This is a genomic window from Planococcus sp. ISL-109 (genome assembly GCF_018613655.1).
Lineage (GTDB): Bacteria > Bacillota > Bacilli > Bacillales_A > Planococcaceae > Planococcus.
Map to the genome: position 1 here is coordinate 1 of NZ_JAGGPW010000018.1, position 11,268 is coordinate 11,268.

Below are 11,268 nucleotides of genomic sequence, written 5' to 3' on the forward strand. Positions count from 1 at the left end.
CTTCCGAAGACGCACGATTCGCTTTGATCTGCACAAGGGCTGATCAGTAAGTTTGTCACGATTGCTCGCGACTGTATTATTGACGTTTTGCTGTTCAGTTTTCAAGGTTCAAATGTTCGTTGTCGTTCCTGACGACTTTTATTATATTAAAGCATGTTTAAATATATGTCAACTCATTTACTAAACTTTTATCTAAAGAACTTTTAAGCTCTAGTAAACTGTTTCATTTCAAAGCGAAAACCTTGCAGATAAAGCGTTTATTCGACAAATCCTAAGAGGAACTCAGACAAAAAAATCCCGCTCCCTGCCGAAGGGGCAGGAAGCGGAACTTTTCTGAACAATCATTTCTTCACTTCTGCTGCTTGTGCTTTTCGCGCTGCCTTACGCGCCTCAAGTTTCAAGCGATCTTCTTCCGACTTCTCGTTATACTTCGGCAAGAGGAGAAGCTGATACGCATTAACTGCAAGCAGTGGGAACAACAGCAAAGTCACCCAGCTGTCGACATTGCCTGCTCTTACCATTAATGCCGGCAACCATTCCAATGTCGTCACGACAATCATGAAGAACAGTGCCGAAATAAATGTCGATTTCGTCGTCCACTTTGCTTTTAAATACGCCGTTACAAATGAAACCGCTAAAAGAATGATCAAGAGCGCTGCATAAAGCATTCCTTGCCCGCTCGTCTCCACGTTCGGGATAAAGCGGAACGCGATCAAGTCGAAGATAACGACCGCAATGATCAGCAACTGCACCCAATTCCATAGGCGCAGCGACCGGAACATATTATGGCCGAATTGGTGAATCGTCAAATACGCGAAGAAGCCCATTTGCGCAATCAGACTCATCGTGAGTCCGACGACGATCATCCATACAAAGCCGGCAATAAATTCTCCCCACTGCCCGTTTTGCACAGCTTCAGCGAAAATATCGTTCCACCGGATGAAAATACCGAGCAACCCTGTAATTCCGCCACCGATCAATAATGCATTTATAGAAAACTTAATCCAATTCCGTATAGTCACGTATATTGCCTCCGTTAATTTGAAATTCCTTTAAATTGTACCAACAATCCGTCTAACCTGCAGAAGGAGTTGTGAACAAACCTTGAAAGTCTCTTTCGACTATATAAAAATCCGGAAACCGAAAGCCGGTTTCCGGATTATATGTCTTATTGCTTGGCTTGCTTATCGGCAAACTGCTTGAGGACTTGTTGTGCGATGTCTCCGTAAATCTTTCCTGTAGGGTGATTTTCCGCATAGACAGATGGCGCAAAATCTTCTTCGTTCCAGTCGGGCTGGCCGAGAGGAATCTGGCCGAGCAGCGGAACTTGCAATTCTTCCGCAAGTTTCGGTCCGCCGCCTTTTCCGAAGACATATTCTTTCTTGCCGGATGCTTGGCTTTCATACCAAGACATGTTCTCGATGACGCCGAGTACTTCGTGATCAGTCTGCAACGCCATCGCTCCAGCGCGGGCTGCAACGAATGCGGCTGTCGGATGCGGTGTTGTAACGACGATTTCTTTGGAAGCCGGCAACATCTGGTGGATATCGAGTGCTACGTCCCCTGTTCCTGGCGGCAAGTCCAAAAGAAGATAATCGAGGTCGCCCCACTCGACGTCGCGGAAAAACTGATCCAAAACTTTTCCGAGCATCGGGCCGCGCCAAACGACTGGCATATTGTCTTCAACGAAGAAGCCCATCGAAATGACTTTAACCCCAAAGCGATCGACCGGAATGATCGTATCGCCTCGCACGACCGGCGCTTTATCGATGCCCATCATGTCCGGCACACTAAAGCCGTATATGTCTGCATCGACAAGTCCGACTTTTTTCCCTGCACGTGCAAGGGCGATCGCCAGGTTAACCGACACGGTCGATTTGCCGACACCGCCTTTGCCGCTGGCGATGGAAATGAATTCAACTTTGTTCAAAGGTGACAATAAATCTTGTGCTTCCGATTCATTCGCTGTTCCGCGGAACTGAGCCAGTGATTCTTGCGGCAATTCCTCAAAGCGAATTCCGACAGAGTCAGCCCCCGCTTCTTTTAAGGTATCGACCACTTTCATCTGCAGCTGCATTTGTTCCGGCGTGTTCGTTTTTGCAATCGCCAATTTCACACTGACGTATTTTTTCTCTTCTTTGATTTTCACGGACACGATGCCGTTTGTTTCTGCAAGCGTTCTATGTAAAAACGGATCTTCTAAAGCTCCGACTGCTTCGCGCACTTGTGTTTCAGTCAACATATCTCTACACTCCTTATAACTTTTGCTAAAGCCAAGTATACCATAGGCAATCCGTTTTTTAATCCATTCCGGCTCGCTTCTTCTGCGGCAAGCTGCATGCTGCTAGTCGCGCGGACCGAAGTCGAGCATATCCTGTTCGTCAAAACGGAAATCGGGACCGTAAGCGACTTCCCAGTGATAACCGTCTGAGTCTTGGAAATACCCGGAATAGCCGCCCCAAAAGACATCGACTGGTTTTTTTGCGATAACCGCTCCCGCTTTTTGCGCGCGTTCCATCACTTCGTCCACTTCACTGCGTGACTTGGCGTTATAAGCTAAGGTAATGCCTGAAAAACCTGATCTAACCGGCGGATTTTCTTTACCGATGTCTTTCGCCAATTCTTCAAGCGGATACAGCTCCAGTTTCGTGCCGGATGTATTGAAGAAAATGATTTCTGGGTTTTCTCTCGTCTCGCCAGTCTGGAAGCCCAGCTGGTCGCGGTAAAACTGGACAGACTTTTCCATATTTCGGACACCTAAACAGATTAAATTGATGCGATTCATTGGCTCCACTCCTTTTCAGTTTGCTATAAGGTTTCGCCAACACATAAAAAAGCACCTTCCGGAAAACCGGAAAGTGCTTTGAAAAGATAAAATTAACGTTTTGAGAACTGTGGTGCACGACGAGCCGCTTTAAGACCGTATTTTTTACGTTCTTTCATACGTGGGTCGCGCGTTAGGAATCCAGCTGATTTTAGTGCTGGACGGAATTCTGGGTCTGCTGTAAGTAGAGCGCGTGCAATTCCGTGACGGATAGCGCCGGCTTGTCCAGTGAACCCGCCGCCTTTTACGTTTACCAATACGTCATAGCTACCAAGAGTTTCAGTAGTTACTAGTGGTTGTTTGATGATTTGCTCAAGTGTTTCGTATGGAACGTAGTCAGATACATCACGGTTGTTGATTGTGATTGTACCGTCTCCTGGTACCAAACGTACGCGAGCTGTTGAGTTTTTACGGCGACCTGTACCGATATATTGAACTTGTGCCAAAGGTGTATCCTCCTCTTAGTTACTGATTATTATCCGCGAAGCGTGTAAGCTTCAGGCTGTTGCGCTTGGTGATTGTGCTCTGGTCCAGCGTATACATGTAGTTTCTTGAACGTTTGGCGGCCCAAAGAGTTTTTTGGAAGCATGCCTTTAACTGCTAGTTCAAGCATTTTTGTTGGGTATTTCGTGCGCATTTCAAGTGCTGTGCGCTGCTTAAGTCCGCCAGTGAATTGTGTGTGGCGGTAGTAGATTTTGTCTGTAAGCTTTTTGCCCGTCAAGTGGATCTTTTCAGCATTGATGATGATGACGTGATCGCCAGTGTCGACGTTCGGTGTGAATGTTGGTTTGTATTTCCCGCGCAAGATTGAAGCGACTTCAGAAGCCAAACGTCCAAGAGTTTGCCCTTCTGCATCGACAACTACCCATTTACGCTCTACTTCGTGACCTTTAGCCATGAATGTTGTACGCATGTATATTGTCCTCCTAATGAATCGTCTCTTTTTTTAAAAACTCAGTTCCAAGTGTTCCCTATTGGTTCCGTTGTTCCGTGTTTTCCTTATCCCTTAACACAAATAACCTTCCGGGGCATATCGTGGGGGTAATGAAAATACCATACATCATCATATAATGGATTCCCTCTTAAGTCAAGGGCATTTAGAAAAACACCAGGAAAAGTTGCTTCACCTTGAATAATGCACTTTTTCCAAGTATAAACCGTGAGCTGCCGCGGTTTTTCCGGCAGCGTCCCGATCGCATGCTGCAACGATTTCCGCCAGTTTTTCCGGCTCTCTTCGATTTAATCCGACTTCGAGCAAAGTACCGGCAATGATGCGTACCATATTATAGAGAAAACCGGACCCTTCGATCACCATATGCAATTCCTCGCCGTGCTCTTCGAAATCGATGCGCCAAATGGTTCTCACTTTATCGACTACATTTGTATTCGCTGCACAAAAACTCGAAAAATCGTGTGTGCCGATAAGCGCTACTGCCGCTTTTTCCATGCGGTTTACGTCGATCTGCTGCGGCACGTGGACGAGGTGGTGGCGGCTGAACGGACTGATGATGGCGCTGCGGTTCCATTTATAGCGGTACACTTTTCCTGTTGCATGATAGCGGGCATGAAAATCCGGTGCCGCTTCTTCGATATTATGGACACGGATATCTTGCGGTAGCCGGACATTCAACGCCCGCATCCACGCATCTTTCGGAATGGAGAAAGACGTATCAAAATGAATCACTTGCCCCGTCGCATGGACGCCGGAGTCTGTCCTTCCGCTCGCCACCACTTCCACCGGCGTTCCTTTATGAAGTTCTTTCAATACGCGCAAGAGCTCCAGTTGCACGGTGCGGGTCTTAAGTTGAATTTGATACCCCGAGAATCCGCTGCCGTCATACGCAATTGTCGCTTTTAATCGTTTCATGATGTCTCTCCTTTATTATGAACGGAAATACCAAAGTAGTGCCGCAAAGCCGACAAGCAATATCAGACTCAGCGAATCGAGAATCCGCCAATCAAGTTGCCGGTAGCGTGTACGTCCTTCGCCGCCTCTATAGCCGCGTACTTCCATCGCCGTCGCCAAATCTTCCGCACGTTTAAACGCGCTGACGAACAGCGGGATCAGTAGCGGCACAACGGCTTTAATCCGTTCTTTGATCGGCCCGGAGCCGATATCTGAGCCCCGCGCCATTTGTGCTTTTAGAATCTTGCCGGTTTCATCCATCAAAGTTGGAATAAACCTTAGCGAGATAGACATCATCAATGCCAGCTCATGAACCGGCAACTTGACACGTTTGAACGGCCCGAGCAGCACTTCGATGCCGTCGGTAATGGAAATAGGTGAAGTTGTAAGCGTCAATATGCTCGTCATAAAGACCAATACCAAAAAGCGAATCGAGATGAATATCCCTTGCCGCAACCCTTCCGCGTATATTTCAATAAAGCCGAATTTAAGGAGCAGTGCTCCTTCTTGTGTAAAGAATAAGTGCAGGAAAAACGTAAACGCCATTAAAATGAAGACCGGCTTCAAGCCGTTTATCAAGAAATAAAGGCGGATTTTCGACAAGTACACTGCAAGCAGCGTAGACCCGAGCAAAATCGCATACGTCAGGGCATTATTCGCGATAAACACGATGGCGATAAACAAAAAGACAAAGAGAATTTTCGCACGCGGATCGAGACGATGCACGAGCGAATTTCCGGGAATAAAGCGGCCGAAAATCATTTTCTCCATCATTTCGGCTCACGTCCTTCCTTCAGCGCTTTAGCAATTGACCGCGAAAGTGCCTCCTCCGTTAACGCAAGTTCATCCAGCACTAAGCCGGTTTTCTCTTCAAACTCCCGCTGCATTCGCAGCGTACGCGGCGGCTCCAACTGGTAATCGTGGAGCTGCTCCTCATTCGCAAAAATCTCCCGCACATCCCCCGTCGCAACGCATTTGCCGCTGTGCATGATGGCGACGCTATCCGCGTAGCGCGCTGCGTCTTCCATGCTATGGGTAACAAGCACGGTCGTTAAGCCCTTCTCCTTATGCAAACGGTAGAACAAGTCCATGATTTCGCGGCGCCCGCGTGGATCGAGCCCGGCCGTCGGTTCATCCAACACCAGGACGTCCGGTTCCATCGCTAATACACCAGCGATGGCGACACGGCGCATCTGTCCGCCGGATAAATCAAACGGTGATTTTTCCCCCACTTCTTCTGGCAAGCCAAGCTGTTCGATTAAAGCGATGGCCCGGCGACGCGCTTCTTCCTCAGGTACGCCAAAATTGAGCGGCCCGAACATAATGTCTTTCACTACAGTTTCATCAAAAAGCTGCTGCTCCGGAAACTGAAAGACAATGCCGACTTTTTTGCGCACATCCCGCAAGTTTTTTGCTTTCGTGCCGGCTTCTATTTTCCGCTCGCCGATCAGCACAGTGCCTTCTGTCGGCTGCAGTAACGCGTTTAAATGCTGCAGCACCGTCGACTTTCCGGAACCGGTATGGCCGATGATGGCCATATAAGATCCGGACGGAATATGCAGCGTGACATCTGTCAATGCCCGCTTTTCAAACGGCGTATCTTTTGCGTAGCTATATCCTACTTGCTTGAGTAGTATGTCCATAGTTCCTCCACCAGCTCATGTTCTGTCATAGATTCTCCGGAAAGCGGCACCCCCGCCTTCTGCAGCAGGCCCGCCATCCGCATCGCAAACGGCAGATCCAGACCCATTCCGGTCAGCTCCTCCCCCGATGAAAACACTTCTTCCGGTGTGCCTTCCATTTGTTTATGCCCAGCATTCATGACGAGGACGCGTTCAGCCAGTGCCGCCTCTTCCAAATCATGCGTGATTGAGAGCACAGTAAGGCCCGTCGCTTCCCGCAACTCGCGAATCGTTTCAATCACTTCCCGGCGGCCTTGCGGGTCAAGCATCGATGTCGCCTCATCCAAAATCAGCAGGCGCGGACGCAAGGCTAATGCTCCTGCAATCGCCACGCGCTGCTTTTGACCACCAGACAAATGGTGGGGTTCATGGTCCATATAATCATCCATCTTCACCTGCTGCAAAGATTCCCGAACGCGTACGACCATTTCTCCATGCGGTACGCCATTGTTCTCTAATGCGAACGCTACATCATCCTGAACCGTCGCCCCGACAAACTGATTATCCGGATTCTGGAACACCATGCCCATTTGCGAACGAATCTCCCATAAGCTGTCTTCAGACATTGTCAGCTCCATTGCCCGCACTGAACCTTGCTGCGGAAACAGCAGTCCATTCATCAATTTCGCGATAGTCGACTTGCCCGAGCCATTATGGCCGACAAGTGCTACCCATTCGCCTTCTTGAATTGAAAATGACAGATCCGAGACAGCCGGCTTGACCGTTTCATCTTCCGGCACATATGTAAATGTCACGTTTTCAAATGACAAAATGGTTCCCTTCACGTGTTTCGGCCTCCTCTAAGCTTGCTCTTCTCTTCTCTACTCAATCAATCTCCTAGAGATCTTCATATAGCACGTTTAATTCGCACTGTTCACATTCCGCTTTCCGGAACATCAACACTATGAATTAATAAAAAAATAAAAAAAGCGCGCACCTCATTCAGAGTATGCGCTTTTCTGTCTCTATAGCTCCCGCGGTTGCTTAAGCCGCCGGTTGAATGAGGTGCGTAGAGCTAGACGAGACGCCGCCTTTCGGCTCGCTCATCATAACACTCTGCTTTTCATATTGTCGTATAAATCATGATGCTAAAAGAAGAGGGCTATGAACCCTCTTCAATTAAATCAAATTAAACCAATTCAATAATTACGATCGGTGCGCCATCTCCGCGACGAGGCCCCATTTTCATGATGCGCGTGTAGCCGCCTTGACGGTCAGTGTAACGTGGTGCAACATCGTCGAATAGTTTCTGCAAAGCAAAGATTGTGCTTTCGTTTCCTTCTTCATCAGTAGAAGTCACGAGTTCACGGCGGATGTATGCTGCAGCTTTACGGCGTGCATGGATATCTCCGCGCTTACCAAGCGTAATCATTTTCTCTACAGTTGAACGGACTTCTTTCGCACGTGCTTCAGTTGTCTGAATGCGTTCGTGTACGATTAGATCAGTTGTAAGGTCACGCAAAAGCGCTTTACGTTGAGAACTTGTACGTTGAAGTTTTCTCATTGAAGTTTCCCTCCTTTGTTGAATAGTTCAAATCCGATCAGGTGATCAGTCTTCTTTACGAAGCCCAAGACCTAGATCTTCCAACTTCACTTTAACTTCTTCAAGTGATTTGCGTCCGAGGTTGCGAACTTTCATCATGTCGTCTTCCGACTTGTTGGCCAATTCGTGGACGGTATTAATACCGGCACGCTTTAGGCAGTTATAAGAACGAACAGAAAGATCCAGCTCTTCGATAGTCATCTCAAGCACTTTCTCTTTTTGGTCTTCTTCTTTTTCAACCATGATTTCAGCTGTTTGAGCCTCATCTGTCAATCCTACGAAGATGTTTAGATGTTCAGTGAAAATTTTCGCGCCAAGCGCAATTGCCTCTTTAGGACCTATGCTTCCATCTGTCCAGACATCGAGGGTTAATTTATCGAAATGAGCGAGTTGGCCCACACGGGTATTTTCCACTTGGAAATTGACGCGTGAAACTGGCGTGTAAATAGAGTCAATCGGGATAACGCCGATCGGAAGATCTTCACGTTTGTTCTGATCTGCACGGGCATACCCACGGCCGCGGTTTGCATACATACGCATGCGCAAGTGACCGTCTTTCGCGATTGTTGCAATATATAGATCCGGATTCAGAATCTCCACATCACTATCGTGAGTGATATCTGCAGCCGTAACCGTTCCATCACCTTTTACATCAATTTCAATGACTTTTTCTTCGTCAGAGTAAATTTTCAAAGCGAGCTTCTTGATATTCAAAATGATAGAAGCTACATCTTCTTCTACACCTTCGACAGTGGAGAATTCATGCAGAACGCCATCAATTTGGATAGAAGTAACAGCTGCGCCAGGCAAAGATGAAAGTAAGATTCGACGTAAGGAGTTACCTAGAGTGGTACCATATCCACGCTCAAGAGGTTCAACAACAAACTTGCCGTACTTGGCATTGGTGTTGATCTCAACCGTTTCAATTTTTGGTTTTTCTATTTCGAGCATTCAGTTTACCCTCCTTCAAAACGTCGGTATTTTCGTTGCATCAAGAATTCGATAGTCACAGACTTTCGCTACGATTCAGAACACATTTAGTAAGTCGTGATGTTCAAAAACTATTTCAATTCAACGATTATACGCGACGGCGTTTTGGCGGACGGCAGCCGTTGTGAGGAACTGGAGTTACGTCTCTAATTGCAGTAACTTCCAATCCAGCAGCTTGAAGTGCACGGATAGCAGCTTCGCGACCTGAACCAGGACCTTTAACAGTTACTTCCAAAGTTTTCAAACCGTGTTCCATGGAAGTTTTTGCAGCAGTTTCAGCAGCCATTTGGGCAGCGAATGGAGTGGATTTACGTGAACCACGGAATCCTAGAGCTCCAGCCGAAGACCAAGATACTGCGTTACCTTGCATATCAGTGATAGTAACAATTGTGTTATTGAATGTTGAGCGGATGTGAGCAATACCGGATTCGATATTCTTTTTCACACGACGCTTACGAGTTTGTTGTTTACGTGCCATGTTAAGAAACAACCTCCTTTACTGATTATTTTTTCTTGTTAGCTACAGTTTTACGAGGACCTTTACGCGTACGAGCGTTGTTCTTCGTGTTTTGACCACGGACCGGAAGACCGCGACGGTGGCGGATACCACGGAAGCTGGCAATTTCCATCAAACGTTTGATGTTCATGGAAACTTCACGACGAAGGTCACCTTCGATTTTGTATTGATCTAGCTGTTCACGGATATTGTTCAATTCGTCTTCTGTAAGATCGCGAACGCGAGTCTCTTCAGAAACACCAGCACCAGAAAGTACTTTCTGAGCAGTATTTTTCCCAACACCGTAGATATAAGTCAATGAAATTACAACGCGTTTATCGCGCGGAATGTCAACACCAGAAATACGTGCCATGTGTGCAATGCACCTCCTTCTTTAATTAACCTTGTCTTTGTTTGTGTTTCGGATTTTCACAGATTACCATTACTTTTCCGTTTCTGCGAATAACTTTACACTTTTCGCAGATTGCCTTAACAGATGGTCTCACTTTCATCTAACCCAACCTCCTTGGTAGTTCGGAGTGCAAAAGATTATTTAAAACGGTATGTGATGCGACCGCGTGTTAAATCGTAAGGAGAAAGTTCCACTGTCACTTTATCTCCTGGCAGAATGCGGATGAAATGCATGCGAATCTTGCCAGATACGTGCGCAAGAATCGTATGGCCGTTTTCAAGCTCCACTTTAAACATCGCGTTAGGCAAAGTCTCAACGACTGTTCCTTCGATTTCAATTACATCGTCTTTCGCCATCGACCCAGTCTCCCTTCTGTATACAAATCAGGTTCTCATCTTCAAACAGTATTTGCTGATTGAATAATTCTTATCCATTCACAAGGAATGCATGAGCGACATTTGAAAGACCTTCTCCGGGTTCCTCACTCCACCTATGACAGTGGAGTTTGGGGGGATCCGGTTGAATCAGTCTGACCCACGTATCCTCGACTGCCCGGACTGCCTTGGATGAGTTCCAAACCCGTTACACAGATGCTTCCACGAAACCCATTATACTACCTGCGGTGCGGAATTGCACGGAGCAACGAGCCTCACCGGTTTCATATAATCAAGCCTTGTTTGCTTTTGCAGCTCTCGAAAATTCATATCTCCGGTGCTCCTTAAAGCCACATGGAGGCAACTAACTGCGCCCGGCGCCGGGACTTAACCTCGGTCGCCCTTTAGAAGAGCATCAATGTCAGCAAATACTTTATCAATGTCCTGCTGTCCATTTATATTGCTCAACACGCTTTTGTCTTCATAGAAGTCCAGAAGCGGCTGAGTTTGTTGCATGTTAACTTCTAAACGCTTCGTGACGGTTTCAGGCTTATCATCTTCGCGTTGGTAGAGCTCTCCTCCATCCTTATCGCACACGCCTTCAGTTTGAGGCGGATTGAATACGGTATGGTAAGCAGTTCCACAAACTTTGCAAATCCAACGACCTGTTAAACGTGCAATCAATTCGTCTTGTTCAACTTGGATGTTTACGACATGCTCGATTCGTTTGCCAAGATCAGTCAGAAGAGACTCTAGCGCTTCAGCTTGAGGGACTGTGCGTGGAAAGCCGTCCAATAGAAAGCCTTTCTCACAATCCGCTTGGCTTAGTCGCTCTCGGACGATACCGATCGTCACTTCGTCAGGTACTAAAGCACCCTGATCCATGAACGACTTTGCTTTCAGGCCCATCTCCGTGCCGCCTTTAATGGCTGCGCGGAACATGTCGCCTGTCGAAATATGAGGGATGTCGTACTTCTGGACAATTTCGTCTGCTTGCGTGCCTTTGCCGGCACCTGGTAGACCCATCAACACAATATTCAT

Annotated in this window: 16 protein-coding genes; all 16 read right to left on the minus strand. The window is 47.2% G+C overall.

Annotated elements, in window-relative coordinates; all coding sequences use genetic code 11:
- Nucleotides 1–341: 341 nt before the first annotated feature.
- On the minus strand, nt 342–1,022 hold the full coding sequence (locus J7E21_RS12330; protein WP_215108163.1) for a KinB-signaling pathway activation protein: 681 nt from the start codon (nt 1,020–1,022) through the stop codon (nt 342–344).
- 146 nt (nt 1,023–1,168) lie between these two features.
- On the minus strand, nt 1,169–2,242 hold the full coding sequence (locus J7E21_RS12335) for an Mrp/NBP35 family ATP-binding protein (RefSeq protein ID WP_215108165.1): 1,074 nt from the start codon (nt 2,240–2,242) through the stop codon (nt 1,169–1,171).
- Nucleotides 2,243–2,344: 102 nt separating this feature from the next.
- Nucleotides 2,345–2,785, minus strand: coding sequence for a VOC family protein (locus tag J7E21_RS12340; protein ID WP_215108167.1), 441 nt, complete (start codon nt 2,783–2,785; stop codon nt 2,345–2,347).
- Nucleotides 2,786–2,877: 92 nt separating this feature from the next.
- Nucleotides 2,878–3,270, minus strand: coding sequence for a 30S ribosomal protein S9 (rpsI, locus tag J7E21_RS12345; protein ID WP_215108169.1), 393 nt, complete (start codon nt 3,268–3,270; stop codon nt 2,878–2,880).
- Nucleotides 3,271–3,299: 29 nt separating this feature from the next.
- The gene (rplM, locus tag J7E21_RS12350) at nt 3,300–3,737 is read right to left on the minus strand and encodes a 50S ribosomal protein L13 (protein WP_215108171.1); all 438 of its coding nucleotides are present in this window, start codon (nt 3,735–3,737) and stop codon (nt 3,300–3,302) included.
- Between the two features lie 210 nt (nt 3,738–3,947).
- On the minus strand, nt 3,948–4,691 hold the full coding sequence (truA, locus tag J7E21_RS12355) for a tRNA pseudouridine(38-40) synthase TruA (protein ID WP_215108178.1): 744 nt from the start codon (nt 4,689–4,691) through the stop codon (nt 3,948–3,950).
- A gap of 15 nt (nt 4,692–4,706) precedes the next feature.
- A complete protein-coding gene (locus tag J7E21_RS12360; protein ID WP_215108180.1) occupies nt 4,707–5,504 on the minus strand; it encodes an energy-coupling factor transporter transmembrane component T family protein in 798 nt (265 codons plus the stop codon).
- Complete coding sequence (locus tag J7E21_RS12365; protein ID WP_215108182.1) at nt 5,501–6,373, minus strand: energy-coupling factor ABC transporter ATP-binding protein; 873 nt, start codon at nt 6,371–6,373, stop codon at nt 5,501–5,503. The genes J7E21_RS12360 and J7E21_RS12365 overlap by 4 nt, the downstream gene beginning before the upstream one ends.
- Nucleotides 6,349–7,197: an energy-coupling factor ABC transporter ATP-binding protein gene (locus tag J7E21_RS12370; RefSeq protein WP_215108184.1), complete on the minus strand. Its 849-nt coding sequence runs from the start codon at nt 7,195–7,197 to the stop codon at nt 6,349–6,351. The genes J7E21_RS12365 and J7E21_RS12370 overlap by 25 nt, the downstream gene beginning before the upstream one ends.
- 344 nt (nt 7,198–7,541) lie before the next feature.
- Complete coding sequence (gene rplQ / locus J7E21_RS12375) at nt 7,542–7,916, minus strand: 50S ribosomal protein L17 (protein ID WP_215108186.1); 375 nt, start codon at nt 7,914–7,916, stop codon at nt 7,542–7,544.
- Between the two features lie 45 nt (nt 7,917–7,961).
- Nucleotides 7,962–8,906, minus strand: a complete 945-nt coding sequence (locus tag J7E21_RS12380) for a DNA-directed RNA polymerase subunit alpha (protein ID WP_215108188.1) — start codon at nt 8,904–8,906, stop codon at nt 7,962–7,964.
- A gap of 127 nt (nt 8,907–9,033) precedes the next feature.
- Nucleotides 9,034–9,423: a 30S ribosomal protein S11 gene (rpsK, locus tag J7E21_RS12385; protein ID WP_058382143.1), complete on the minus strand. Its 390-nt coding sequence runs from the start codon at nt 9,421–9,423 to the stop codon at nt 9,034–9,036.
- A gap of 25 nt (nt 9,424–9,448) precedes the next feature.
- Nucleotides 9,449–9,814: a 30S ribosomal protein S13 gene (gene rpsM, locus J7E21_RS12390; protein WP_215108198.1), complete on the minus strand. Its 366-nt coding sequence runs from the start codon at nt 9,812–9,814 to the stop codon at nt 9,449–9,451.
- A gap of 25 nt (nt 9,815–9,839) precedes the next feature.
- The gene (rpmJ, locus tag J7E21_RS12395) at nt 9,840–9,953 is read right to left on the minus strand and encodes a 50S ribosomal protein L36 (RefSeq protein ID WP_215108205.1); all 114 of its coding nucleotides are present in this window, start codon (nt 9,951–9,953) and stop codon (nt 9,840–9,842) included.
- A gap of 37 nt (nt 9,954–9,990) precedes the next feature.
- On the minus strand, nt 9,991–10,209 hold the full coding sequence (gene infA, locus J7E21_RS12400; RefSeq protein ID WP_006828950.1) for a translation initiation factor IF-1: 219 nt from the start codon (nt 10,207–10,209) through the stop codon (nt 9,991–9,993).
- Nucleotides 10,210–10,614: 405 nt separating this feature from the next.
- Nucleotides 10,615–11,268: an adenylate kinase gene (locus tag J7E21_RS12405; protein ID WP_215108318.1), complete on the minus strand. Its 654-nt coding sequence runs from the start codon at nt 11,266–11,268 to the stop codon at nt 10,615–10,617.

Bases quoted from the DNA above. Each gene is read 5' to 3' on its own strand.
- J7E21_RS12380 (WP_215108188.1), bottom strand. From the start codon at position 8,906: ATGCTCGAAATAGAAAAACCAAAAATTGAAACGGTTGAGATCAACACC.
- J7E21_RS12340 (WP_215108167.1), bottom strand. From the start codon at position 2,785: ATGAATCGCATCAATTTAATCTGTTTAGGTGTCCGAAATATGGAAAAG.
- J7E21_RS12335 (WP_215108165.1), bottom strand. From the start codon at position 2,242: ATGTTGACTGAAACACAAGTGCGCGAAGCAGTCGGAGCTTTAGAAGAT.
- rpsK (WP_058382143.1), bottom strand. From the start codon at position 9,423: ATGGCACGTAAACAACAAACTCGTAAGCGTCGTGTGAAAAAGAATATC.
- rplM (WP_215108171.1), bottom strand. From the start codon at position 3,737: ATGCGTACAACATTCATGGCTAAAGGTCACGAAGTAGAGCGTAAATGG.
- J7E21_RS12365 (WP_215108182.1), bottom strand. From the start codon at position 6,373: ATGGACATACTACTCAAGCAAGTAGGATATAGCTACGCAAAAGATACG.
- infA (WP_006828950.1), bottom strand. From the start codon at position 10,209: ATGGCGAAAGACGATGTAATTGAAATCGAAGGAACAGTCGTTGAGACT.
- rplQ (WP_215108186.1), bottom strand. From the start codon at position 7,916: ATGAGAAAACTTCAACGTACAAGTTCTCAACGTAAAGCGCTTTTGCGT.
- truA (WP_215108178.1), bottom strand. From the start codon at position 4,691: ATGAAACGATTAAAAGCGACAATTGCGTATGACGGCAGCGGATTCTCG.
- J7E21_RS12405 (WP_215108318.1), bottom strand. From the start codon at position 11,268: ATGAATATTGTGTTGATGGGTCTACCAGGTGCCGGCAAAGGCACGCAA.
- J7E21_RS12360 (WP_215108180.1), bottom strand. From the start codon at position 5,504: ATGATGGAGAAAATGATTTTCGGCCGCTTTATTCCCGGAAATTCGCTC.
- rpsM (WP_215108198.1), bottom strand. From the start codon at position 9,814: ATGGCACGTATTTCTGGTGTTGACATTCCGCGCGATAAACGCGTTGTA.
- rpmJ (WP_215108205.1), bottom strand. From the start codon at position 9,953: ATGAAAGTGAGACCATCTGTTAAGGCAATCTGCGAAAAGTGTAAAGTT.